This is a genomic window from Agrobacterium sp. RAC06, assembly GCF_001713475.1.
GTDB lineage: Bacteria > Pseudomonadota > Alphaproteobacteria > Rhizobiales > Rhizobiaceae > Allorhizobium.
Genome location: NZ_CP016499.1, coordinates 2369771 through 2395455, shown reverse-complemented (window position 1 = coordinate 2395455; position 25685 = coordinate 2369771). Strand labels below are relative to the sequence as shown.

Annotated in this window: 20 protein-coding genes; 12 read left to right on the top strand and 8 right to left on the bottom strand. The window is 62.3% G+C overall.

Annotated elements, in window-relative coordinates; translation table 11 throughout:
• Positions 1-42: 42 nt before the first annotated feature.
• A complete protein-coding gene (locus BSY240_RS11455) occupies positions 43-474 on the bottom strand; it encodes a hypothetical protein (RefSeq protein ID WP_069042395.1) in 432 nt (143 codons plus the stop codon).
• A 99-nt stretch (positions 475-573) separates the two neighbouring features.
• Here BSY240_RS11455 and BSY240_RS11450 point away from each other — a divergent pair, with 99 nt between their 5' ends.
• Both BSY240_RS11450 and BSY240_RS11445 read left to right on the top strand, forming a co-directional pair.
• The gene (locus BSY240_RS11450; protein WP_069042394.1) at positions 574-930 is read left to right on the top strand and encodes a DUF952 domain-containing protein; all 357 of its coding nucleotides are present in this window, start codon (positions 574-576) and stop codon (positions 928-930) included.
• Positions 930-2018: a quinone-dependent dihydroorotate dehydrogenase gene (locus BSY240_RS11445; RefSeq protein WP_069042393.1), complete on the top strand. Its 1089-nt coding sequence runs from the start codon at positions 930-932 to the stop codon at positions 2016-2018. Before BSY240_RS11450 ends, BSY240_RS11445 begins: the two co-directional genes overlap by 1 nt.
• On the opposite strand, the gene BSY240_RS11440 is transcribed toward BSY240_RS11445, so the two are convergent.
• Genes BSY240_RS11440 through BSY240_RS11430 form a run of 3 tightly spaced genes read right to left on the bottom strand, consistent with a single transcriptional unit; the run spans position 1994 to position 4150 of the window.
• The gene (locus BSY240_RS11440; RefSeq protein WP_069042392.1) at positions 1994-3340 is read right to left on the bottom strand and encodes an MATE family efflux transporter; all 1347 of its coding nucleotides are present in this window, start codon (positions 3338-3340) and stop codon (positions 1994-1996) included. The two genes, BSY240_RS11445 and BSY240_RS11440, sit on opposite strands and share 25 nt — an antisense overlap.
• 39 nt (positions 3341-3379) lie before the next feature.
• The gene (locus tag BSY240_RS11435) at positions 3380-3877 is read right to left on the bottom strand and encodes a CAP domain-containing protein (protein ID WP_069042391.1); all 498 of its coding nucleotides are present in this window, start codon (positions 3875-3877) and stop codon (positions 3380-3382) included.
• Between the two features lie 6 nt (positions 3878-3883).
• A complete protein-coding gene (locus tag BSY240_RS11430; protein ID WP_006727939.1) occupies positions 3884-4150 on the bottom strand; it encodes a DUF6460 domain-containing protein in 267 nt (88 codons plus the stop codon).
• 167 nt (positions 4151-4317) lie between these two features.
• Between BSY240_RS11430 and BSY240_RS11425 the strand changes: the two genes are divergently transcribed.
• The 4 genes from BSY240_RS11425 (at position 4318) to pdeM (ending at position 9352) form a co-directional block, all read left to right on the top strand.
• Positions 4318-5256: a methyltransferase domain-containing protein gene (locus tag BSY240_RS11425; RefSeq protein ID WP_069043948.1), complete on the top strand. Its 939-nt coding sequence runs from the start codon at positions 4318-4320 to the stop codon at positions 5254-5256.
• 115 nt (positions 5257-5371) lie between these two features.
• Positions 5372-6010 carry a YitT family protein gene (locus tag BSY240_RS11420; RefSeq protein WP_054149059.1) on the top strand — a complete coding sequence of 213 codons (639 nt, stop codon included), beginning with the start codon at positions 5372-5374 and terminating at the stop codon, positions 6008-6010.
• A gap of 49 nt (positions 6011-6059) precedes the next feature.
• A complete protein-coding gene (locus BSY240_RS11415) occupies positions 6060-8579 on the top strand; it encodes a ligase-associated DNA damage response DEXH box helicase (RefSeq protein WP_069042390.1) in 2520 nt (839 codons plus the stop codon).
• A gap of 56 nt (positions 8580-8635) precedes the next feature.
• Positions 8636-9352, top strand: coding sequence for a ligase-associated DNA damage response endonuclease PdeM (gene pdeM / locus BSY240_RS11410; RefSeq protein WP_069043947.1), 717 nt, complete (start codon positions 8636-8638; stop codon positions 9350-9352).
• 5 nt (positions 9353-9357) lie between these two features.
• Here pdeM and BSY240_RS11405 read toward each other — a convergent pair whose 3' ends face one another.
• The 3 genes from BSY240_RS11405 to BSY240_RS11395 form a co-directional block, all read right to left on the bottom strand.
• Positions 9358-10161, bottom strand: coding sequence for a TIGR02186 family protein (locus BSY240_RS11405; RefSeq protein ID WP_083229619.1), 804 nt, complete (start codon positions 10159-10161; stop codon positions 9358-9360).
• 1 nt (position 10162) lies between these two features.
• Positions 10163-11080 carry a sulfite exporter TauE/SafE family protein gene (locus tag BSY240_RS11400; RefSeq protein ID WP_054149056.1) on the bottom strand — a complete coding sequence of 306 codons (918 nt, stop codon included), beginning with the start codon at positions 11078-11080 and terminating at the stop codon, positions 10163-10165.
• A gap of 204 nt (positions 11081-11284) precedes the next feature.
• Complete coding sequence (locus BSY240_RS11395; RefSeq protein WP_069042389.1) at positions 11285-15088, bottom strand: peptidoglycan-binding protein; 3804 nt, start codon at positions 15086-15088, stop codon at positions 11285-11287.
• 395 nt (positions 15089-15483) lie between these two features.
• Between BSY240_RS11395 and BSY240_RS11390 the strand changes: the two genes are divergently transcribed.
• The 4 genes from BSY240_RS11390 to BSY240_RS11375 all read left to right on the top strand — a co-directional run bounded on the left by BSY240_RS11390 (position 15484) and on the right by BSY240_RS11375 (position 21129).
• Positions 15484-17277: an acyl-CoA dehydrogenase C-terminal domain-containing protein gene (locus tag BSY240_RS11390; RefSeq protein WP_069042388.1), complete on the top strand. Its 1794-nt coding sequence runs from the start codon at positions 15484-15486 to the stop codon at positions 17275-17277.
• Between the two features lie 187 nt (positions 17278-17464).
• A complete protein-coding gene (locus BSY240_RS11385; protein ID WP_069042387.1) occupies positions 17465-18673 on the top strand; it encodes an acetyl-CoA C-acetyltransferase in 1209 nt (402 codons plus the stop codon).
• Between the two features lie 10 nt (positions 18674-18683).
• On the top strand, positions 18684-18881 hold the full coding sequence (locus BSY240_RS11380; RefSeq protein ID WP_069042386.1) for a hypothetical protein: 198 nt from the start codon (positions 18684-18686) through the stop codon (positions 18879-18881).
• Positions 18882-18912: 31 nt separating this feature from the next.
• Entirely contained in the window at positions 18913-21129 is a 2217-nt protein-coding gene (locus tag BSY240_RS11375; RefSeq protein WP_083229618.1) for an FAD-dependent oxidoreductase, read from the top strand.
• Between the two features lie 72 nt (positions 21130-21201).
• Here BSY240_RS11375 and BSY240_RS11370 read toward each other — a convergent pair whose 3' ends face one another.
• Positions 21202-22296: a glycerophosphodiester phosphodiesterase family protein gene (locus tag BSY240_RS11370; RefSeq protein WP_236759246.1), complete on the bottom strand. Its 1095-nt coding sequence runs from the start codon at positions 22294-22296 to the stop codon at positions 21202-21204.
• 94 nt (positions 22297-22390) lie between these two features.
• Here BSY240_RS11370 and BSY240_RS11365 point away from each other — a divergent pair, with 94 nt between their 5' ends.
• Positions 22391-24106, top strand: coding sequence for a GH32 C-terminal domain-containing protein (locus BSY240_RS11365; protein ID WP_069042384.1), 1716 nt, complete (start codon positions 22391-22393; stop codon positions 24104-24106).
• 78 nt (positions 24107-24184) lie between these two features.
• Complete coding sequence (locus BSY240_RS11360; RefSeq protein ID WP_069042383.1) at positions 24185-25663, top strand: pyruvate kinase; 1479 nt, start codon at positions 24185-24187, stop codon at positions 25661-25663.
• The last annotated feature ends 22 nt before the right edge of the window (positions 25664-25685 follow it).

Below are 25685 nucleotides of genomic sequence, written 5' to 3'. Positions count from 1 at the left end.
CAATGGTCGTGCAACGAATGGGTGAACGAGGCTTGTTTGTGGTCAGGTTCTGTCCGGAACGGGGTCTCCCGATCTATCCTGCTCCTGTCCCTGAAATTCCTGAACCAGTCCGAAGAAAGTTCGCATGAAGCGCTCCATGATGCCGATCGAGCGGTCAATCTCGGCGTCGCTCGGAAGCTCGCCGCTTTTGGCAGCCGTACCTTCGGCCACGCGTTTTTCCAGAGCTTCGACCCGCTTTTCCAGCCGCGCGAGATCCGCGTCATAAGCCGCCCGTTCGTCGGCCGCCATCCGGCAGGTGAGTGTGCCATCGGCTTCCGTGCAGAGTGTGACCGCCCCCGTTTGCCGATCGAGCCGTACGAAGCCGCTTTCCGATTTCTCCAGCGTGTAACGGTCGGTGGCGGCATCCTGAGCCATGGCGACGGGAACGCAGAGCGAGAGCGCCGCCAGTGTGAGCAATGTCTTGGCGATGAACATCTTGTTCCTCCTCCTGTCGTCCGTATCTCCAGGCGTGGACATTTGGCCGCGTTTGCGGCAAACCCGCCTCGACCCTGATGATCTGCGAGAGACCGGACCTTGGAAAAGACCATATACAAGATCGTACCGCGAGAATTATGGCAGGAGGCGCGCATCGCGGGCCTTTTCAAAGGCGCGTCCATCGATCTCAAGGACGGCTACATCCATTTCTCGACGGGAGCCCAGGCCGTGGAGACTGCGCGCCTGCACTTTGCCGGCCAGTCTGATCTGCTGCTTGTCGCGGTCGATGCGGCCGTCTTCGGTGGGGCCCTGAAATGGGAGGCTTCGCGCGACGGAGATCTCTTCCCGCATCTTTACGCCGACTTGCCGCTCGACGCCGTGCTTTGGGAAAAGCCCCTAGCCCTCGGTGCTGACGGACTGCACGTCTTTCCTGACTTGGTCGAGGAGAAACGCTGATGCTGGACCTCTTTTCTCTCGGCCGTCGTGGCCTTTTCCTCTTCGATGCGGAAACCGCCCATGGGCTGTCGATTGCCGCGTTGAAAACGGGCTTCGTCCCGACCTGCAAGGCGGCTGTCGATCCGCGTCTCGCCCAGACGGTTGCCGGCATTCACTTCCCGAACCCGCTCGGCATGGCCGCAGGCTATGACAAGAATGCCGAGGTGCCGGATGCACTGCTGTCGCTCGGTTTCGGTTTTGCCGAAGTCGGCACGCTGACGCCCAAGCCTCAGACCGGCAATCCGAAGCCGCGCATTTTCCGCCTTGAGCGCGACCGCGCGGTGATCAACCGCCTCGGTTTCAACAACGAGGGGCATGAGGCGGCGCTGGCTCGGCTCATCGCCCGCGGCAACCGCGCAGGGATCGTCGGCGTGAATATCGGCGCCAACAAGGATGCCAAGGACCGGATCGCCGACTATGTCGCCGGCATCCGCCGCTTCTATCCCGTCGCGACCTATTTCACCGCCAACATCTCGTCACCGAACACCCCGGGTCTGCGTGATCTGCAGGCCAAGGAGAGCCTCGATGCGCTCCTGTCTGCCGTGCTCGCGGCGCGTTCAGAAGAAGCCTTGCGCGCCGGCAAGCGCCTGCCGGTCTTTCTCAAGATCGCCCCGGACCTTACGGAAGAAGGCATGGACGACATCGCCGAGGTCGCGGCGGCGCATGATCTCGATGGCCTCATCGTTTCCAACACCACGCTGTCACGTGACGGTCTGACCGACCCGACTCTGGCAGGGGAAGCCGGTGGCCTCTCTGGCGCACCTCTGTTTGACAAGTCGACCGCCGTTCTCGCCCGTATGCGAAAGCGCGTTGGTCCGGCATTGCCGATCATCGGGGTAGGCGGCGTGTCCTCAGCCGAAACTGCGCTGGAGAAGATCCGCGCGGGTGCAGACTTGGTGCAGCTTTATTCCTGCATGGTCTATGAAGGACCGGCTCTGCCAGGACGGATCGTCCGGGGCCTGTCGAGCCTGCTCGATCGTGAAACGGTCGCCAATATCCGCGAATTGCGCGACACGAGGCTCGATCACTGGCTTTCGGTGAAAGTCTGATTGGTCTTGGGTTTCAGCCGCGCAAGCAGCAACAGACCGCGTAGACCAAGAAACACGTTGAGCGCGATCCAGAGCCCGTGATTGTCAAACAGCGGAACCAGCACTGCGACACTGGCGAGATAGCCGGCCAGCGCGACGAGCATCATGTTGCGCATGTCGGATGACCATGTTGCGCCGATGAAGACCCCATCCATGTGGAAGGCGAGTGCCCCGGTCAACGCGGTCAGGGCCGCGTAGACCAGATAGGTCTCGGCAACGCTGCGCACATCTCCGGCCGTCGTGATGAAGCCGATGATCGCCGAACCGAAGACCAGGAAGAATGCAAGGCTCGCCAGAGCCAGGCCGAAGGACCAGAACCCTGTCAGCTTCACCGCGCGCTCGAAGGCGCGCCGCTGTTTGGCACCGATCGTTTCGCCCGTGATCTGCTCTGCCGCCGTTGCCATGCCATCGAGATAGAAGCTGGCGATCATGAAGAAGTTCATCAGAACGGCATTGGCCGCGAGCGTCACGGCGCCGAAACCGGCCCCGATGCGGGTCATGACGGTAAAGGCGGTGATCAGCGAGAAGGTGCGGATCAGGATGTCCCGGTTGAGCCGGAACAACGCCATCAGCTTTGCGCGGTCGGTGATCATCGAGACCTGCGGGATTGCGGCGTGACCATAGCGCCAGAACACGAAGGCAAAGCCGGCGATCATGGCGACGAACTCGCCTATGACGGTGCCCCAGGCGACACCTGCAATCCCATATCCGAAAGTCAGACCAAGCAGGATCGACATGACGATGTTGACGCCGTTCAGCAAAATCTGCAGCGCAAGCCCAACAGAGCCCAGTCCACGACCGAGCACGAAGCCGAGCAGGGTGAAATTCGAAAGCGTCACGGGAGCCGCCAGAATGCGGATGCCGATATAGGTCGCGGCAGCTGCCTGAACGCCACCATCGGCGCCCATCAGCGCAGGGCCAAAGCCAAGGATTACGGGAGAGACTGCGAGGATCAGCAATCCGAAACCAAGCGACAAGACGATCGAGCGCCAGAAGACGGCGAAGAGTTCGGATGGTTCGCCGCGTCCTTGCGCCTGGGCGACGAGTGCCGTGGTCGACGCCCGCAGAAAATTCAGACTGGCGAAGAGCAGATCGAAGAGCGCCGCCGCAATCGCAAGCCCCGCCAGTTGGGCCGCGTCGCCGCTACGTCCGACGACGGCGGTATCGGTGAGCCCCAGAAGTGGCGTCGTGACGAAACCCAGCGTCATCGGCACGGCGATCGCCAGCACGCTGCGATGATTGACGTCGATGGTCCGGGTGGCGGAAGAAGATGGGCTATGCATGGATCGCTCCGGTGGGGACCGGAGCGAAGAGGGAATCACTCAGGCCGAGAGAACCATGGCCCAATAGGGCCGGTTACCGGAAGCGGAATCCCAGGCGACCGCGACGCCGAGCCCGTTGAAGCGGCCGGTCATGTTGTCGAGATGCCGCTTGGAATCGATCCAGGCCTGCACGGCGCGTTCGACGCTATCCTGACCCGCAGCGATGTTTTCGGCCGCCGGCAGCGGCACCCCGTGGCCCTTCATACGGGCGCCGAAGCTGTCGTTGAAGCCGATCAGATGCGACATCTCGCCAGCGCGTGCCATGCGCTTGGCCTGGGCGATGGCCGCCACTTCCGCGGGGCGACTGCGGGAGAGGGAGGAGAGGCCACGCGATTGCCGGAGCAGGTTCACCATCGGCAACGCGGCGTCCGTCTCAGCCCGGGCCTGGCCGTCATCGGGGTTGAGAATGTCGGTGGACCGGCAGCCGGTGATCGCCGCCGTCATGACACCAGCCGAGATTAGGATCAGCCGACGGCGATGTAGAACAGGCTTAGACATAGGCCTTCAGTTCCGTGACGCAAAGAGGCGGAGCAGGATGAAGGCGGGAATGACGATCGTAGCGCCGATCAGCAGATACTGCCCGACCCGACCAAGAGCGTCGAACCCCGTGTACCAGAGGTCGATGATGAAGAACCTGATGCCGTCGAGCAGGTCCATCGGGTCAAGCCCGAAGATCGACATCACAAAGCCGACGATGAGCGAAACGACGATCAGCTTGACGATCGTGCGGCCCGGCGTGTCGCCGAGAAATCGATTGAGGCCATCAGCCATGCGTGTCTCCTGTTATCGTCCGCTGATATGGGCGCAGTCGGCCCGCCCTGCAAGCCGGCGAGCCGAGTGCTTGCGATAGCACTTGAGTTTTTTCCGGTGATCGGTCAAGACCGCGCGCCCGCTCCATGCTGGATCACCCCATGCTGGCAGGCGCAAGGATCTCTTCGATGCATCCCACACAGTTCTCTTCCGGCGACGTCATCGCCGATCGCCGCGCCGATTATGCCCGCATGCTCGCCGAGAATGGCGAACATGAGGCAGCAGTGGAATTGATGGAGCAGGCCCTGGAACTGGTGCCGGACTGGCCGGCTGGTCTGCTGCGTCTTGCGGACTATGCCGAGAAGGCCGGACAGGCAGAAAAAGCGATACCCGCCCTGCGCAGACTGCTCGAGCTCGACCCGGAAGATCTGTTCGGCGCGCAGTTGAAACTGGCTCTGCTCGGGGCCGAAGATATTCCAGACCAGCCGCCCTCTCGCTATGTAGAGGCGCTTTTCGATGATTATGCCGATCGTTTCGATACTGCACTTGTCGAGAAGCTCGATTATTCGGTCCCGGCCAAGCTCGCCCGGCTCATCGTCGAGCATGAAGATCGGCGCTTCGATCTGGCCGTCGATCTTGGGTGTGGCACGGGTCTTTTCGGTGCCGAGATCCGCGAGAGAGTGGCCCGCCTGGAGGGTTTCGATCTCTCGGTCAACATGCTCGCAAAAGCCGAGGAGAAGGGTCACTATGACCTTCTTGCCAAGGCCGATCTATCGCTCGACCCGATCGCGTGCGGTCTCTTCGATGAAAGGCTTGCGGAGTGCCGAGCCGACCTCGTCTCGGCGGCCGACGTGCTGATGTATCTGGGCGACCTCGCCAACGCCTTCGCACTTGCCGCGCAGCTCCTGAAACCCGGCTCGCTTCTCGCCTTTTCGGTCGAAGACGCGGGCGAGGGCGACGGCTTTATCCTGGCGCCGAGCCTGCGTTATGCCCACACCGAACAGCATGTAAGGTATCGTCTCGATGAAAACGGCTTCGACCTCGTGAAGCTGTCGCGCACGACCATTCGCATGGATGGCGGAAAACCGGTCTCCGGCATTCTGTTTCTTGCTAGCCGGAAGGCCTGACGAGCAGCTTTCTTGCGAATTGCATCATGGGTCAGGATTGCTGACCTATCCTCCTTGTTTTCCAGAGTTTCTCGGGTAGGATTTGCACTCGGGAGGTTGTTTTCTGGAGAGCGTGATGGCGCAACTGACGAGCATGCTGGGAATCTGGAATTCGAACCCCACCCGCCACACTCCGGCAGAGGATCTGCAAGGACTCGTGGCAGGGAGCCTGATTGCGGCCCTTGGCCTTTACTTCCTCGCCCAGGTCGGACTTCTGACCGGTGGCATGGCTGGCCTCGCCTTCGTCCTGCACTACTGGAGCGGCTGGAGCTTCGGTCTTCTTTTCTTCTTGCTCAACCTGCCATTCTACATTCTTTCGCTGCGTCGCGTCGGCCTCGATTTCACCATCAAGACCTTTATCGCCGTCGGCCTCACCTCCTTCATCGTCGAAATCGAGAGCCGCTTCCTCGTGATAGAGAGCATCGCGCCGATCTGGGCGGCGATCCTCGGTGGCCTGCTACTCGGCTTCGGCCTTCTGGCGCTCTACCGCCACCGCGCCAGCCTCGGAGGCCTCGGCATTCTCGCCGTTTACATCCAGGACCGCTTCGGCATCCGCGCCGGCCTCGTGCAGCTTGCCTTCGACCTCTGTGTCATGGCGCTGGCCTTTGCCGTCGTCAGCCCCTCCGTGGTGCTCTATTCTGTCATCGGCGCCGTGGTGTTGAACCTCTTCCTCGCGATCAACCACCGCTCGGACCGATATATAGCGCTGAGGTGAGGCGCTTTTCGCCCCTTCTCTTTCCCCGCCCGTCCACTACCTTGAGGCGGTGACGACAACTGATTCCGCCCTTGCCCTTCTGCCTGCCCCCTTCCTCCGCTGGTTCGGCGAAAAGGGCTGGCAGCCGCGTGACCATCAGCTGGAGCTGCTGGCCCGGGCGAGATCCGGCGAGAATGGCGGGGAGAGCTTGCTGCTGATCGCACCGACCGGTGCGGGCAAGACGCTTGCCGGCTTCCTGCCGTCGCTCACCGAGCTCACCGAGCGTGGACGGAAAAAACCAGGCGAGGCCTTCACGGGCATCCACACGCTCTACATCTCGCCGCTCAAAGCGCTTGCCGTCGACATCGAACGCAACCTGATGAAGCCCGTCACCGAGATGGGGCTCCCGATCACCATCGAGAACCGGACCGGCGATACCCCGGCTCATAAGCGCCAGCGGCAGAAGACCAATCCGCCGGATATCCTTCTGACGACGCCTGAGCAGGTCGCATTGCTCATCTCCCACTCGGACGCGGAGCGCTTCTTCAAGGACCTGCGCTACGTCATCTTCGACGAGCTGCATTCGCTGGTGACTTCCAAGCGGGGCCATCTGCTCTCGCTGGGCCTAACGCGGTTGAGGAAGCTTGCCCCTGGTCTCAAGACCATCGGCCTTTCTGCGACCGTTGCTCAGCCGATGGACCTGCGCCGCTGGCTTGTCGCCCAGCCGGAAGAGGGCGAGGCGGCGGCCGGTCTGATCACCGTCGAGGGTGGTGCCCGACCAAATATCACTATCCTTCAGACCGATGAGCGCATTCCCTGGTCGGGTCACAAGGCGCATTATGCAATCCCCGAGGTCTACAAGGTCCTCAAGGACTTTCAGACGACGCTGCTTTTCGTCAACACGCGCTCCCAGGCCGAGATGCTCTTCCAGGAGCTCTGGACGGTCAATGATGACAACCTGCCGATCGCGCTGCATCACGGCTCGCTCGACGTTTCGCAACGTCGCAAGGTGGAGGCCGCCATGGCCGAAAACCGGCTGCGGGCGGTCGTTGCCACCTCGACGCTCGATCTCGGCATCGACTGGGGCGATGTCGATCTCGTCATCCATGTCGGCGCGCCGAAGGGCGCATCGCGCCTTGCCCAGCGCATCGGCCGTGCCAATCACCGCATGGACGAGCCGTCCCGCGCCATTCTCGTGCCGGCCAACCGGTTTGAGGTGGTGGAGTGTCAGGCCGCACTCGATGCCAACTATATCGGCGCGCAGGATACGCCGCCTGTGGGGGAGGGCTCGCTCGACGTGCTCGCCCAGCATGTGCTCGGCATGGCCTGCGCCGATGCCTTCGACGAGGAAGAGCTTTACCGCGAGGTGACGACGGCGCTTCCCTATGCCGCTCTGCCGCGCGAGACCTTTGCCCGCATCGTCGATTTCGTCGCAACCGGCGGCTACGCCCTGCGTACCTACGAGCGCTATGCCCGCATCCGCCGTCGCAAGGACGGGCTCTGGCGTGTCTCGAACCCGCAGGTCGCCCAGCAGTATCGCCTGAACCTCGGCACCATCGTGGAAATGCCGATGCTGAATGTCCGGCTGGTCAAGCGCAACCATCTGGGCTCGATCGGTCGCGGCGGCATGACGCTTGGCAAGGTCGAGGAATATTTCTTCGAGCAGTTGACGCAGGGCGATACCTTCCTCTTTTCGGGGAAGGTCCTGCGCTTCGAGGGCATAAGAGACAACGAATGCCTCGTTTCCAACGCCTTCTCCATGGACCCGAAGATCCCGGCCTATGCCGGCGGCAAGTTTCCGCTCTCGACCTATCTCGCCGAGCAGGTCCGCGCCATGCTGGACGATCCAGACCGCCGGACCGGTCTGCCCGACCAGGTGCGCGACTGGCTGTCGCTGCAGGCGGAGAAGTCGGTGCTGCCCAAGCGCGGCGATCTCCTGATCGAGACCTTCCCGCGCGGCGAGCGCTTCTACATGGTGATCTATGCCTTCGAGGGCAGGCTGGCGCATCAGACGCTCGGCATGCTGCTCACCCGCCGGCTGGAGCGCATGCGCGCCAAGCCGCTGGGCTTCGTTGCCACAGACTATGCGCTCGCGATCTGGGCCTTGGAGGACATGGGCTCGCTGATCGCGCGGGGAGCACTCAGCCTCGCAGACTTGTTCGATCAGGACATGCTGGGCGATGATCTGGAAACCTGGCTCGACGAAAGCTTCATGCTGAAGCGCACCTTCCGCAATTGCGCGGTGATCGCCGGCCTGATCGAGCAGCGCCATCCCGGCAAGGAAAAGTCCGGGCGCCAGGTGACGGTGTCCTCGGACCTGATCTACGACGTGCTGCGCAGCCACGAGCCCGATCATATCCTCATGCAGGCAACGCGACAGGATGCCGCCGCCGGGCTTTTGGACATCGCCCGGCTTGCCGATATGCTGGAACGAATCAGGGGGCACATCCTGCACAAGCGCCTCACCCAGATCTCGCCGCTCGCCGTGCCAGTCATGCTGGAAATCGGCAAGGAGCCGGTGGCGGGCGAAGCACAGGAGCATGTGCTGTCCATGGCGGCGGAAGATCTCATCGCCGAAGCCATGGCGTGAATCATGCGGAGCGGCTATGACGAGGCCTGATGCTGCGGAATGAAGACATGACGGGTATGACGGCGAGGCGCCTCGCGCCGATCGAGACTGTGGAGACGACGGCCGAGAGCGCCCTCTCAGGCGTGGCAGCCGTCTGCGATCTCACGGGCGCCATGTACCTGCCGGATCATCGGACGCTTGTGGTCTCAGACCTGCATCTTGAAAAGGGCGCCGCCTTTGCGCGGCGCGGCCAACTGCTGCCGCCCTATGACACGCTGGCAACGCTTCGTCTGCTTGAGAGCGTGGTGAACCGCTACCAGCCCGCGACGATCATCAGCCTCGGCGATAACTTCCATGACCGTGTCGGCTCGGCCATGATGCCGCTGGTGTTTCGCGAGATGATCCATGGTCTGGTCGCCGGACGTGAGATCGTTTGGATCAATGGCAACCACGATCCGGATGGCACAACGGCTTTGCCGGGCGTGTCCATGGATGAGTTTTCGCTCGCCGGCCTTACCTTCCGCCACGAACCTTCGCTCGCCCATGGCAAGGGTGAAGTTGCAGGTCATCTCCATCCCTCAGCCACCGTACGCCGCCGCGAAAAATCGGTCCGCCGTCCATGCTTTGCGACCGATGGCCTGCGCATGGTTATGCCATCCTTCGGCGTCACCACCGGGGGCCTTGACCTGCGGCACAAGGCCTTCACCGGTCTCTTCGCCCGTACCGATCTGATCGCACACCTGCTCGGCCGCGACCGGATCTATTCGGTGCGCTACGGCAATCTGCTCGGCTGATCCCGTCAGTCCTTCCGGAAGATCAGGCTTGCCGCCCAGCCCGTGATCAAGGCAAGCAGCACGGCAAATGTGCCGTAGGCCAGGGGCTGTTGATGAGCGGCTTCAGTGATCGCTTCTTCCAGACCCGTCTTGATGACGCGCAGCGGCAATTCCCGTTGCCCGATGAACTCGCCCGACTTGAACAGGTAGGCATGCACCGTATGAACGCCATTCGGGATATTGGCAGGAAGCCGAAGCGTCGCCTGAAAAAGGCTCGATGATACGAAGCGCACACCGCCCGTGTCGCGCTGGTAGAGACCGCCATTCTGTTTCAGTCTGCGAAACGCCTCGCGAAACTCGCTGAGGTTTGCGGAATTGCTGATGAAACCCGTGGGCGTTAGCGCGAGGTGATCGATGCCGATGCCGAGCGAGGTCAGGAGGTCATCCTCGGCGATCTCCTCCACAGGCCGGGTGCTGGCCAAGGAATAGGAGATTGGCATTTGTTCGAAAGTCAGCGACGTCCGGTTGACCCAGATCCCGAATAGCCGCTCCTTGCGGCGCACGGTCGTCCAGTCGCGTGGTCCTTCCAGCGTCACCACCACATCATACTGCCCGATTGCTAGAAGCAATTGGTCGGTGTTGGTGAGTGCACCGAAGACGGTCAGATCGGCGCCAGAAAAATCCGAAGTAATGGCGATCTCGCTGGTAGAGATGCCGATCTCAAGGCCTTCGCGTTCCGCAAGCTGTGTCGTCAGCGGATCCTGGGCCGCCGCCGGGGTCGACCAAGCGGTGAACATCGCAATGGTGAGAGCGAGGAGAGTTGCTTTCATCTCAGCCCCCGATCGCCAGAGAGTAGATGTCGTCGGGCGTCACGACCAGTTCGATCGCGAGACGCACGCCGACGGCGAGCACGAGAAGCCCCAGCAGCGCGCGCAACTGTTCGCCGCGCAGCTTCTGGCCGACACGCACGCCATATTGCGCGCCAATCACGCCGGCCACCATCAGGATGAAGGCGAGCACGATATCGACGGAATAGTTCGTCGCCGCCTGGACGATCGTGGTGTAGGCGGTGGTAAATATGATCTGGAAGAGCGAGGTGCCGACGACGACATTTGTGGGAATGCGCAGCAGATAGATCATGGCCGGGACCATGATGAAGCCGCCGCCGACACCCATGACCGAAGTCAGGATGCCGATGCCGAAACCGAGCGCGAGGATCGGGATGACGCTCAGATAGATCTTCGATTTCTTGAAGCGCATCTTGAAGGGCAGACGATGCACCCAGTTGTGCTGCCCGGGCCGCTTCAGGGGGACGGCTTCATTGCGGGCGGCCCGGCGAAGCGCCCGCAAGCTCTCCGCCAACATCAACCCACCGACCGTGCCGAGGAACACCACGTATAGCAGCGAGATGATCAGGTCGAGCTGACCGAGACGCCTCAGCCACGAGAAGATGTAGACACCGATCGTCGCACCGACCAGACCTCCTATCAGCAGAACTGTTCCAAGCTTCATATCCAGCGTACCGCGCCGGAAATGCGAAATGGCACCCGATACGGAGGAAGCCACGACCTGGTTCGCGCCGGTTGCAACGGCGACGACTGGAGGAATGTTGTAGAAGATCAGGAGTGGCGTGATGAGGAAGCCGCCACCGACCCCGAACATGCCCGAGAGGAAGCCGACAGCCGCGCCCATGCCGAGAATGATGAACACATTGACCGACAACTCGGCGATCGGCAGATAGATCGTCACGTCAGGACCTCAAATGCGGGTAGCCGCGCCTTGGGGCGCGGTCACGTCAGAGCTATCAGCCCCTTGTTCTCTCTCATGCTGGCCAGGCGCAAGTCCTTGATCGGACTTGCTCCCCTTCGAATTCTTTTCTGCGCCTCAAGGCCATCCAAGTCAATTCGAGAGCCCGTCATAGACCCTTATTCGCGGTCTTTTATGACAGCCGTATCATTTGTTGCGGGCCAGAAGCTCGGTCACCAACTTATCCGTCACCTGACCCGTCGGCTGTTCACCGATCGATGTCTGGAAGGCCTTGATCGCCGAGACCGTCTTGGCGCCCATCACACCATCGGGCGTTCCTGCGTCATAGCCGTTCTTGTTTAGAATAGCCTGGATGTTACGGATCGCCTTCTTCATGTCGACGCTTGCGGTCTTCAGGCCCTTGCCGGCCCATTCGTCTGGCGTGTTGACCGAATTGGCGTCCGGGTCCATCTCCTTGGCCTTCCAGAGGTCCACCTCGGCACGGGCGCGTTCGAGTTCCTCGGGCTTCAGCGCATTGGCCACCTCGTCGCGCTTTTGCGCTGCATCCGTATCGCCGCCCTTGGCTGCGATCGCAAACCACTTGTAGGACGTCACCAGATCCGGCGAGGTCCCGTTGCCACGGGCACTGAGGATCGCGAGGTTGAACTGGCTGTCTGAAATCCCGTAATCAGCGGCCTTTCCGAACCACTCCACCGCCTTGGCATAGTCCTGTGCGCCATCCTTGCCGGAGGCATAGATGACGGCGAGGTTGTGCATGGCGCTGGCATTGCCGGCATTCGCTGCCATTTCGTAATAGCGCTTTGCATCGCCGATATTGGGTGCAACGCCCGTTCCCTTTTCGAGGAAATTGGCCAGACGATACTGGGCTGGGGCAAAACCCTTGTCGGCTGCGAGGCGATACCACTTGGCCGCTTCGGCGAAGTCGTTCGTTACGCCACGACCTTCGGTATAGCGTGCGCCGATCTCAAAAAGGGCAACCGGATCGCCATCCTTGGCAGCGATCGAAAGCGATGGTGGCGTGATTTCCGAGGGAACCATGATCTCTGCGGCAGGCGCAGCCGGCGCGATTTCCTCGGCAACGACCACATTGGCCCCCGCATCGGCAACTCTGGTTGGCGCTTCGAGCGTCTGGCCCGGCGCGCTCGTCGCAGGTGCCATCAGAGCGCTGACAGGGGCCGTGTCTCCCGCTTGAACAGTTGCAGGCGGCGCCGATGTGTCCTGAGCGACGACAAGATCTTCATCCGTCTCGGCTGGAGGCTCTGCCTGCGCAGACGCCGCAGAAAGTGTCGCGGTGCCGGTGTCGCCCTGGACATCGGCTGCATCAGCGGTCTCGACTGCGGGTTCTGCAATGATGGCCTCGCTCGTCTCGTCCTGACCGGTCTCTTCGATGGCGACGGGCGCTTCGCTGCGGGTCAGCGTATTGACGAGCGGCATGGCCATGGCAACGAGAAGCACGGCACCCACCGCCATCATGATGGGACGGCGATACCGCGCGAAGAGGGAGGTTTCCCCCGACTTCGCCTTGGCCTTCACATCGGCCATGGTCTTGTTGCCTGTAGGCGCTGCCTTCTGGGCACGATCCATTTCCATGGCGGCCGCCTGAGCGGCGCGCCGGGCGGCGGCGATGTAGTCGGTCCGGTCCCCATTGTCGGCGCCGGCTGGCGTTGCACCCTTGGTTGCCTGCTGACTGGCACGAACGCGCTCAAGGATCTTGCGCACATCGGGCGCGCCGGAACCGGGCTCCAAAAGTTCATTCGCGTCGTCGGGCGGCAGCACGTCGACCGGATCGATCGACGGCAAAGGATCGACCATCTGGCGAGGCTCTGCAGGGGCCTTTGGCGCCTTCTTGCCCGGCATCAGCTTCTTGCCGAGGCCGGCGAGCAGGCTGGGCTTCGCAACCTTCTTTTCTCGTGCGGCATCAATCACCGGCAGCGCGGTCATGGTCTGGGCGAAATCATCCGCTGCGGCGAGCAGCTCCTGATCGATCGGATGTGTCGGTTCCGCAACCGGTTCGGCGACCATATGCGGCGGTTTTGGAGCCGGTGCTGCGGCTTGATGTGCACGCGGCACCGGTGCGGGAGCAACGGGAGCCTGGGCAAAGAGAGGTGCTGCTTCGGGCTGCTGTCCGAGATGGTGCAACTCGTCGAGCCGTCCGGCGATCTGCACGAGTGTGTCATGCAGGGCCTCGAAGGTGCGGTGGGTCCGCTCTTCCGAGTGACGGCTATAGTCTTCGAGCTGCTTGAGATGATCCGACAGGGCCGACAGAGCGGAGATGTCAGCCGATGCCGCCTGGCTTCCAGCCGGAAAACGCTGGGCGAAATTGGCCATGACGGTCTCGGCGGCCTGCCGGGCGGCCTCGATGATGTATTCGTCGCTCGTCGCAACATAATCCTCAAGTGCCGAAATGCGGCCCGAAACCTCCGGATCGGCCGGCGAGGGCTGGCTGATCAGGGCTGAGAGATGGGCGATCTGGTCTTCGAGCCCCTTGAGGCTGGCGCTTTCGCCAGTAGGGGCGGAGGAGCTGGTTTCCTCAAGACGGTCGACCACGGCATTCAGGCGGTCTTCGAGGTTTCGCAGGGCACTGTCATCGATCATGGCGACCGGCTGCGGCGCGTCGAGCTCCTCAATGTGACGCGCCAGGATTTCGAGCCGATCGGCAAGGCGGTCGTTGACGGCACTGCCGTCGAGCGCATCGATCTTGCGGGAGATGTCGGCAAGATAGCCGGTGAGTTCCGGCGCCGGCGCAGGCCGCTGTGCCTTTTCCAGCATGTAGGAGAGTTGGTCCAGTCGCTCTTCCAGACGGACCGCGCCCTGTTCTGTCGATAGCTGTTCAATGCGCTCGGTCAGCAGCTCTAGCCGCTCTGCCATCTCGTGCGAGGCATCCGGCAGCTGCGGTGCGCGCGTTTCGGAGAGGGTCTCGATCTGGCGTGCGAGACCCGAGAGCCGCTCTTCCAGCCGATGAAACGTCGCCGGATCGTTGCCCGGGCCGCTGTTGCGGCTGCCCGCCGCGATGGCGCGGGTGATTTCGTCGAGTCGCATGTCGAGCGAGGCGAATTGTTCCGTCAGCTTGCGCTCGTTCGGATCGATATGGGCGCCGATATGTTCGAGTGCTGACGCGACGGTCACAAGCTTGTCTTCTAGAGCCCGGATCGCGCGCGTGTCGCCCATGCCGCCGAGCTGCGACTTGATGTCGTCGAGGCGGTCGGCGATGCGAATGATCTCGTCACGCATGGCGCCGGTGTCGAGGCCATCGAGACGGACTTCGACATCATCCCAGCGGCGCTCCATGCGACGCATGGAATCCTCGCGGGCAAGGCCGTCCATCAGCGAGCGCAGGTCGTCGAAGTCCTCACGCAGACCGTCGGTGCCCGGAGCCTTGATGCCTTCGAGACGCTGGATGCTTTCGGCCAGACGGGCAATGTCCTGACGCATGTCGTCCTGCGGGCGGCTTTCTTCGGCAAGCTGGCGGATCGAGCGCATCTCGTTGCGCAGGCCGGCAATCTCGCGCGACAGGCTTTCGCTGATATCCTGCTTCAATTCGCGGCGCAGGCCGCTCAGCGCTTCCGTGATGTCCTGGCTGGCGCGCGCGGGTGGTGCGACGGGAGCGCGCACGGCATAGGCCGGCTGCGGATCGGAAAGCGGAGGCAGGGGCTGGCGCACCGTCGTTCGCGGCAAGGGTTCCTCGCTGCGGCTGTAAAGGCTGCGGTCGGAACTGCGGGCACGGCTTTCCTCGAGCGCGCGCTGGCGCTGGCGGATTTCGGCAAGCGGATCCGGCCGGGTGTCGCGGACATCGCGTTCGCTGCGCGGAAGGTCGTCGGCGCGGCGGCCGGGCAGGGGGCGTGCCACCGGCTCGTCTGCACTGCGGCTGCGCGCGCTCTGTTGGCCAATCAGTCCCTCGATGCGAGCCTCAAGCCCTTCGATGGTGCGGTTCAACGCATCCAGCGAGGACGGGTTGCCGGGCCGTTGGGTCTGGGATCGCGATCCGTTCATGGTTCTGCTCGCCTCGATGGTGCCGGACGCAGCGTGCGTCCGAATGCGTCCAGGTGGTCCTGTGTGACGTCGACGAATGCCTCTTGCCCCGAGGGCTATGAGGGCGCGTCGGAATCGCGGATGGATCACCAGCTTTCAAACGCAACCTTTCATGAAACATGGTAAACAAGCCGTTAAGCTTCGCGAAAAATCGGTGAATACGGGTATCTCCCTTATGTCGTAACGCCCCGCACAAGGGCCTTCCTTTAGAGGCCTTTGATGGACGGGGAGGGGACCGTGGTCCTTGCAAAAATGCCGCGCTTAAAAATTTTGACGTTTACGCGCACGTCAATTATTTGTATAAGCCAGAACAGTCCGATCCCGTCGGAACCGAAGTCTTTGGAGGAAGATGACCGATGCCTGTCTACAAGGCCCCCGTAAACGACACGCTTTTCATTCTCAACGACGTCCTTGGTCTCGAGCGGTACAACAACCTGCCGGGCTTTGAAGACGCGACCCCCGACATGATCGAGGCGATCGTCGGCGAGGCGGCCAAGCTTGCGGAAGAGCAGCTCTTCCCGCTCAATCTCTCCGGTGACCAGGAAGGCTGTGTCCGTTCGGATGACGGTTCGGTCAAGACGCCGAGGGGATTCAAGCAGGCTTATGACGCCTATTGTCAGGGCGGCTGGCTTGGTCTGGCTGTGCCTGCCGAATACGGCGGTCAGGGCCTGCCCTACACGCTGCACACCGCCGTCGGAGAATTCATGTCTTCCGCCAACATGGCGCTGATGATGTATCCGGGCCTCACCCAGGGCGCGATCGCCGCGATCCTGGAGCATGGCTCCGACGAGCAGAAGCAGAAGTATCTGCCGAAGATGGTCGAGGGTATCTGGACCGGCACGATGAACCTCACCGAGCCGCATTGCGGCACCGACCTCGGCCTGCTGCGTACCAAGGCGGTTCCTAACGGCGACGGCTCCTACAAGATCTCCGGCCAGAAGATCTTCATCTCTGCCGGCGAGCACGACATGTCGGACAACATCATCCACCTCGTGCTCGCACGCATCGAAGGCGCGCCCGAGGGCACCAAGGGCATCTCGCTCTTTATCGTGCCGAAGTTCATGGTCGGCGACGACGGTTCGGTAGGCAGCCGTAACACGGTCACCTGCGGCGCCATCGAGCACAAGATGGGCATTCACGGCAATGCCACCTGCGTCATGAACTATGACGAAGCGACCGGCTATCTGATCGGTGCCGAGAACAAGGGCCTCGCGGCCATGTTCGTCATGATGAACGAAGCCCGTCTTGGCGTTGGCCTCCAGGGCCTGTCGATCTCCGAAATCGCCTATCAGAACGCCGCCAACTATGCCCGCGAGCGCATCCAGGGCCGCTCTCTGTCGGGCGTCAAGGCGCCGGAAAAGAAGGCCGACCCGATCATCGTGCACCCGGACATCCGCCGCGTCTTGCTCACTATCAAGGCCTTTAACGAGGCCGGCCGCGCCTTCACGCTGTGGACGGCGCTCAAGTCAGACGTCGCCCACCGCTCCGGTGACGCGACCGAGAAGCAGCTTGCCGACGACGTGCTCGGCCTGATGACACCGATCCTCAAGGGTGTCCTGACCGACAAGGGCTTTGACCATGCGGTCATGGCCCAGCAGGTCTATGGCGGTCACGGCTACATCGAAGAATGGGGCATGTCGCAGTATGTCCGCGATGCCCGTATCGCGATGATCTACGAAGGTGCCAACGGCATCCAGGCCCTCGACCTCGTTGGCCGCAAGCTCGGCCTCAACGGCGGCCGCGCCGTGATGGCGCTTTTCAAGGAAATCGGTGATTTCTGCGAGGAGAACCGTGGCGACGAGAACCTGTCGGCCTACACCAAGAGCCTGAAGAAGGGCCTGAACGACCTGCAGGCTTCGACCATGTGGTTCATGCAGAACGCCATGGCCAAGCCCGACAACGCCGGTGCTGGTTCGACCGATTACATGCACCTCTTCGGTCTCGTCGTGCTCGGCTACATGTGGGCCAAGATGGCCAAGGCCGCCAATGACAACCTGGCCGCAGGCTCTGGCGATGCGGACTACTACAAGAACAAGCTGATGACCGGCCGCTTCTACATGGAAAAGGTCATGCCGGAGACGGCATTGCGCAAGGCCCGGATCGAAACCGGCGCCGACAGCCTGATGGAAATGGCCGCGGAAGCGTTTTGATCTTTCCCTTCTCCCCTGCGGGGAGAAGGTGGCCCGACAGGTTAGGCGCAACGCGTTGCGCCTGGGATGAGGGGCGCGCGCTTGCGCAATCCGCCCCCTCATCGCCTCGCATTCGCTCGGCACTTCTCCCCGCTGGGGAGAAGAGGGAAAAATTCCGGCGCCCCCGTGCGCCCAAGGGAGAGAGACGATGACTGAAGTCTTCATTTACGACCATGTGCGCACGCCCCGCGGGCGCGGCAAGAAGGACGGTTCGCTGCACGAAGTGCCGACCCCCCGTCTGGCCGCCAAGACACTGGAAGCACTGCGCGACCGCAACGGCCTCGACACCTCGACCGTCGACGACATCATCTTCGGCTGCGTCGATCCGGTGATGGAAGCCGGCGCCGTGATCCCGAAGGCCGCTGCCTTCGAGGCCGGTTATGATTTCGCCGCCCCCGGCATCCAGATCTCGCGCTTCTGCGCCTCCGGCCTCGACGCGATCAACCTTGCCGCCGGCAAGGTCGTGGCTGGCTCGGACGACATCGTCATCGCTGGTGGCGTCGAAAGCATGTCCCGCGTCGGCATGGGCATGTCGGGCGGTGCCTGGTACATGGACCCCTCGGTCAACTTCCCCGGCTATTTCATGCCGCAGGGTGTGTCTGCCGACCTGATCGCCACCAAGTATGGCTTCACCCGCGACGATGTCGATGCCTATGCCGTCGAGAGCCAGAAGCGCTCCGCCGCCTCCTGGGCTGCCGGCAACTTCGCCAAGTCCGTCATCCCGGTGAAGGACGGCAACGGCCTCGTCATTCTCGACCGCGACGAACACATGCGCCCCGGCACCGACATGCAGTCGCTGGCAAGCCTGAATCCTTCCTTCCAGATGCCCGGCGAAATGGGTGGCTTCGAAGCCGTCGCCATCCAGGCCCATCCGGAAATCGAGCGCATCAACTACATCCACCATGCCGGCAATTCGTCCGGCATCGTCGATGGTGCTGCTGCCGTTCTCGTCGGCTCCAAGGCTGGCGGGGACTCGATGGGTCTGAAGCCGCGCGCGCGCATCCGCGCCTTCACCAATATCGGCTCCGACCCAGCGCTCATGCTGACCGGCCCGGTTGACGTGACGGAAAAGCTCCTGAAGCGCACCGGCATGAAGATCTCCGACTTCGACCTGTTCGAACTGAACGAGGCGTTTGCCGCCGTCGTCCTGCGCTTCATGCAGCATTTCAACGTCGACCATTCGAAGATGAACGTCGCCGGCGGCGCGATCGCCATGGGCCATCCGCTCGGTGCCACCGGCGCGATGATCCTCGGCACGGTGCTCGACGAGCTGGAACGCCGCGATCTGAACACCGCGCTGGTCACGCTCTGCATCGGCGCCGGCATGGGTACGGCGACGGTTATCGAGCGCGTTTGAGGAGCGCACCATGGCCGGTCACCACAACGAGACCAAACGACACTTCGAGCTGAGAAAGATCGAAAGCGACATGAAAGAGGCCGCCGAAAAGGGGCCTCCTATCCTCGCCAAAAAGGATGTCCTTTCGAACCGCATCACCTTTTGGCTCAGTGTTGTCATTCTCGGACTTCTGGTGACCTGGCTGTGTTTCGTTCTCGGCGTCTTCTGAGCGACAAAAGATTTCAGGGAAGAGGAATCCCATCATGACCTACAAGAACTTTACCATCGAGACCGACGCAGACGGCATTGCCCTCGTCACCTGGGACATGCCCGACAAGTCGATGAACGTCTTCACCGTCGAAGTCATGGACGAGATCGAGAAGATCCTCGAGCAGACGGTTGCCGATGATGGCATCAAGGGCGTGGTCTTCACCTCGGGCAAGTCCTCCTTCTCCGGCGGCGCCGATCTCACCATGATCAAGGGCATGTTCTCCATGCTCGAAGAGGAAAAGGCCAAGGACCCGACCGCTGCTGTCCAGAAGCTGTTTGACGCCGCCGGTCGCATGACCTGGCTGTGGCGCAAGATCGAGACCAACGGCAAGCCGTGGGTCTCCGCCATCAACGGCACCTGCATGGGCGGCGCGACCGAACTGTCGCTCGCCTGCCATGGCCGCGTGGCGTCGAGCGCCAAGCAGGTCAAGATCGGCCTGCCGGAAGTCAAGGTCGGCATCTTCCCGGGCGCCGGCGGCACGCAGCGCGTCGCCCGCCTCGCCAACACGCAGGACGCCCTGCAGATGATGACCACCGGTCAGACGCTGTCGGCAGCTCGCGCCAAGGCTATGAACCTGGTGCATCAGGTCGTCGAGCCAGGCGAACTGATCAACGCTGCCAAGCAGATGATCAAGGACGGTCTGAAGCCTGTCGCCCCCTGGGACGAAAAGGGCTTCAAGGTTCCCGGCGGTGGCATCTGGACGCCGGCCGCAGCCCAGCTATGGCCGGCCGCTTCCGCGATCATGCGCCGCGAAACCGCAGGCAACTACCCGGCAGCGCTTGCCATCCTTAAGAGCGTTTATGAAGGCCTCCAGGTGCCCTTCGACACGGGTCTCAGGATCGAGCAGCGCTACTTCACCGAGATCGTCCAGACCACCGAAGCCTATTCGATGATCCGCTCGCTCTTCGTCTCGATGCAGGAACTGAACAAGGGTGCCCGCCGCCCGGCGGGTCAGCCAAAGTCCGAGATCAAGAAGGTCGGCGTCGTCGGCGCCGGTTTCATGGGCGCCTCGATCGCCTATGTGACAGCCGCTGCCGGCATCAATGTCGTGCTGATTGACCGCGACATGGAAGCTGCCGGAAAGGGCAAGACCCATTCGGAAGGCCTCGTTGCCGGTGCCGTCGGTAAGGGAAAGCTCACCAAGGACGAGGGCGAAAAGCTCCTTTCGCTGATCACGCCGTCCGACGATTACGGCACGCTCGCTGACGCCGATCTCGTCATCGAGGCCGTCTTCGAAGACCGTGATGTCAAGAAGGCCGTCATCGAGAAGGTCGAGGCCGTGCTGCCGGAAGGCGCGATCTTTGCCTCCAACACCTCGACCCTGCCGATCACGGGCTTGGCCGGAAACTCCAAGCGCCCGGTCGATTTCATCGGCATCCACTTCTTCTCGCCGGTCGAGAAGATGATGCTGACCGAAGTCATTCTCGGCAAGGAGACGGGTGACAAGGCGCTGGCGGTGGCCCTCGATTATGTTGCCGCGATCAAGAAGACCCCGATCGTCGTCAACGACACGCGCGGCTTCTTCGTCAACCGCTGCGTCCTGCGCTACATGTCCGAGAGCTACAACATGCTCATCGAAGGCGTGCCGCCGGTCATGATCGAGAATGCCGCAAAGTTCGCCGGCATGCCGGTCGGTCCGCTGGCGCTGAACGACGAAGTGGCGATCGATCTCTCCTACAAGATCCTGAAGGCAACCGTTGCTGACCTCGGCGAGAAGGCGATTGACCCGCGCCACATGGAGCTGGTTGCCCGCATGGTCGAAAAAGAAGAGCGCTTTGGCCGCAAGAACGGCAAGGGCTTCTACGACTATCCGGCAAAGCCCGCGAAGAAGCATATCTGGCCGGGCCTGAAGGATCTCTACCCGCAGCAGAAGCCGGAAGCCGTCGACGTCAAGACACTGCAGGAACGCTTCCTCGCAACTATCGCGCTCGAAGCCGCCCGCACCGTCGAGGAAGGCATTGTCACCGACCCGCGCGAAGCCGATGTCGGCTCGATCCTGGGCTTCGGTTTTGCACCCTACACCGGCGGTGCCCTGTCCTATATCGACGGCATGGGTGTGAAGACCTTCGTGGAACTCTGCGAACGCCTCGCCAAAGACTACGGCCCGCACTTCACGCCAACGCCGCTCCTCAAGGACATGGCCGCCAAGGGTGAAACCTTCTACGGCCGCTTCGACCCCTACGGCGAAGCCGCTAAGGCCGCATGAGCTTAGGTCCTGAATGAATTGGAAAAGGCGGCCCCCAGGCCGCCTTTTTTCGTTCGGGTCTTGTGTGAAGCTTCAGTTCGTCAGCTCATACGACCGCCGCAGCCCCTGCGCGTCGAGCCACGCAATCACTGCTTCCGGCTCGTCCGTCTGGATGATGGTCACGCCCCGTTCGATGAAGAAGCCCCAGACATCCTCCGGTCGCCCTGTCGAAAGTGCGAGATAATCGCCGCGTCCCCCCGCCACCATGCCCTCAGGGCGATCGGTGATCGGATAGGTGTTGATCCAAAGATGGGTGTTATTGCGGACCGCAGCCGCGCGGGCGAGGGGCGAGAGCAGAGGTCCGCCATCCGAGGTGATCGGCTCCGATGAATCCCGATACCAGTGGACAAGCTCGGCGGCCGGTGCGCCGAGCGCTGATTGGGTACGGTCGATGAATGCGGGCTCGGTCACGGCGTCATCGGCGAGGATCGGCATGAAAGCGAACTCGGCCCCGATGGCGCGGCGGATGTCGCGAGCGAGTTGCAGCCGCTCAGCATTCCACACTGCCATCTTCAGAAGCACGCCGTCGCTCATACCGAGGCTGCGGGCAAGATCCGCGACTTCCACCAGGGCTTCCGGCTCGAGCTTGTTGTCGATGTTGATCAGGATCCGGCCGCGCGCATGCAGCATCGCTTCTTCGAGCGTGAAGACATGTTCGTCTGTCGGGCGACGGTCTCCCTCTACCAAGAGCCGGCAGGTTCTAAGCTGTGCAAGGGTGAACTCGACCACTTTTCCCTGGCAGCTGGTGGTGCGATCGAGTGTTTCATCATGCATGATGACAAGGGTGCCGTCTTTCGAACGCCTCACATCGAGCTCCACCATTTCAACCCCGGTCGAAACGGCGTGGTCGATGGCGGCAAACGAGTTTTCGGCGCGAACGACGACCCCATCCTTCTTCCAGCCGGCGCGATGGGCCACGACCATGACATGATCGCGATTGAGGTTGGCCTCGGTCAGGCGCTCGTGAATGAGGGCCGCACGATTGGACGGAGGAATGGGGGCAAGGCTTGCAGCCCCCGTGACGAGGGTCAGAAGCAGGCCGAGGACGAGAACGGCGAGACGCATGAGCAGGGCTCCGATCTTCAGTGTCGTTCTCGCCGCAGTAGGCGCTTTGAGTGAAGCCGCCATGACGGTTTTCTGAAGCCTCTGTGACAACGAGGCATGGAACAGCCACGTAGCTCCTTCCGTTGAGCGCTGGCCTAGAAAGAAAAGGGAGACCTGCATGACGACAGCGACCGGCATACCGGATCACTACAGGGCTATCGAAGTCGAACTTCCTGTGAACGCCGTGCTGCATCTCTGGCTAAAGGCGGTGACGCCGGAAGAGCCGGGGGCGGTGTCGTTGTACAGCGCAAATGGCAAGTTTGGTGAAGTGCAGGCTTCGAATGCGGAAGAGAACTCCTTCCGCATCTATCAGGTATTCGGCGGAGGCACGGTCACCCTCGCCTATGACATGGCGGTTACGTCGCTCTCTGTCGCCTACTGGTTCACGCCTTCGGACGTGCTGGAGACAGGCATCACGGTCATCCATACCAATCCTTCGAACGAGCCGCCGGATCTGCCTTATGGATATCACTTCCGCCCGCCCTTCGGCTGGATGAATGACCCGAACGGCTTCGGTCGATTCGGAGGACGCCCGCATCTCTTCTACCAGCACTATTCGCATGGACGCATCTGGAACAACATGCATTGGGGCCACGCCGTCTCTTCGGACTATTTGCGCTGGCGGCATCTGCCGGTCTTCCTCTTCCCCTCCGAGGAACTGACGGTGCGACCGGACAAGCGCGGAGGCGCCTTCTCCGGTTCGGCGATTGCGCGGACCGACGGGCCCGGCATCCGGGTTTTCTTCACGGAGAAGATCGCCGAGCGCATGCCCGAGCAGGAAATCCAGCTGACGGCGACATCGACTGATCTGTTCAGCGCGGGTGCAGCAGAAGTCTTCCTGCCCCGTCGACCGGATGGCGAAGGCCTGACATTCGACTTTCGCGACCCTTACGTTTTCCGCGGTCCGGATGGGTTGTGGAAAACGCTGCTCGGCAGTCAGAGCGGCACGGGCGGCGTGGTGCTGCTTTACCAGACGGAGGACAACACGGCCGCAGCCGGCTGGGCCTATGTCGGCAAGCTCTACACCGAGACCCGCTATCAAACCTCGGCCCTCGAATGCCCCTGCCTTCTGCCCATGGATGGCGACTACCGCGACCCAGCCACCCGCTGGGCGCTGATCTATGGCCTGATGAACGGCGAGGACAAGGAGACCGGTCGACATAATCTGACGATGATCGATATCGGTTGGTTCGACGGCCGTAGTTTCGCCAAGTCCTTCGGCCGCGAACTCGATTTCGGCACCGACAACTATGCTTTCCAGGCATTCGTCGATGGCAACACGCCGGTCGGCATCGGCTGGCTCGGCAATTGGGCGGATACCGGTCCGACCGTCGATTTTCCCTCTGCGATGACATTGCCGCGCACGCTGGTTCTCGAAGGAGATACGTTGCTGACGCCTCCCATTGGCGCGGCCGAAAGCCTGCGCGCGCGCATGCTCGATCGTACGCGGCTGGCGTCCGGGCAACTCATAGAGCTGCCCAATGGCGCTGCCGAAATAACCTTCGAGCTGTCGGAGGCAGGCGGCGCGTTTCGCCTGGAGTTCGACCATCCGGACATTCGCCTGGCCGTTGCCCAGCATGAGGAAGGCCTTGAGATCCTGTACGGCTATCTCGACCGCCCCGAGGAGCCGCCGGGTCCGCGCTATCTGGCGAAGGCGGCCGGCGCCCGCCGCCTGCGCGTCTTCCTCGACTACGGCTCTCTGGAGGTTTTTGCCGATGGCGGGCGCGTCGCCGGCACCAAGCGGATTGCTGGCTTTGAGCCGGTAAGGGCGGCAAGGCTCGTGGCTGAGCCCGGTGTCGTGGTCAACGCCACCGTATGGAGCCTCAGGCTCTGAGATCCCTGCGACATCGACTGTCATTGGGCTGTCAACAAGCCGGGATTAGGGTTCTGCAACAACCAGGCAGGGCCGATCATGAACATGCGAGAGACCACCGACGCCACCATTCGCGCAGCTGAAACCCACACCGAGATGGTGACGCTTAGGCAAGCGATCCTCGACGGAGCTTCGCTTTTGTCGTCAGGGAATGGCGAAGCGGATCCGGCGATCGCCAATCTGGCCCATTACCTTGCTTTGCGTCATCACGATATTCGTCTGTTGCAACGGCGCCTCATGTCGCTTGGCCTCTCTTCCATGGGCCGGCTGGAGAGCCGTGTCCTGCCAACGATCGACGCCGTGATCCATGCGCTGGCATCGCTTTCGGGCGTCCGGGCAGAGGCTCCCGCCATGCCGGCGGAAACAGATTTTTTTGCTGGCGAGGCGCGGCTTGAGGCTGCCACTGTTGACCTGTTTGGCACAAAGCCGGCTAGCCGCCGGACGCGAATCATGGTGACGCTGCCCAGTCAGGCCGCCGAAAGTCCCGACCTTATTTTGGATCTCGCCCGGGCCGGCATGGATGTCGCCCGCATCAATTGCGCCCATGACGATCCGGAGGCGTGGCGCACCATGACAGCTTTCGTCCAGGCAGCCGCCGGCGTCTGCGGACGTGACATCAAGGTTCTGATGGACATTGCCGGTCCAAAGATCAGAACGGGCGACGTGGCCTCGGTCGACAAAAAGCCGAGGCTGCAGATCGGTGATCGCGTCCGCCTCGTCGCAAATGCTGCTCCGCGTATCGATGAGAAAGCCCCGCACTCGGCTGCGGTCTCGCTACCGGAAATGGTCACCCGACTCTCCGTCGGTGATCGGCTCCGTTACGATGACGGAAAGCTCGAAGCGGTTGTCGAAAGCGTCGCAGCGGAGGAGGCGATCATCGTCGTTCGGCGCACCAAATCCGGCGGCACTCGCCTGAAGCCCGAAAAGGGCATCAACCTTCCCGACACCGCGCTCGGGCTTTCGCCGCTGACCAGCAAGGACGAAGCCGACCTTGAGATGGTCATCGAATGCGCCGATCTGATCGGCTATTCCTTTGTCAGTCGACCGGAAGACATCGATCTGCTCGACGACGTCCTCGCTCGTCACGGCAGGACCGATCGGCAGCTCGGCCTGATCGCCAAGATCGAGCAGCCGCTCGCGCTCACCAATCTTCCGGCCCTTATCGCGCGGGCACGCCAGCGCGGGCCGTTCGGTGTGATGATCGCACGTGGCGATCTCGCTGCTGAAATCGGCTTTGAACGGCTGGCGGAAATGCAGGAGGAGATCCTCTGGATCTGCGAGGCGGCCTCCGTGCCCTGCATCTGGGCGACACAGGTGCTGGAAGACATGGTTAAGCAGGGCATTCCGACACGCGGCGAGATGACCGATGCCGCTATGGCGGCGCGGGCCGAATGCGTGATGCTGAACAAGGGGCCCGCCGTGGTCGAGGCGGTCTCGCTTCTCGACCGTCTGATGGGGCGCATGAACGATCACGTCTTCAAGAAGACGCCGACGCTGCGCGCCCTGAAGAGCTGGTGATATCGGGTATCTCAAGCCCACT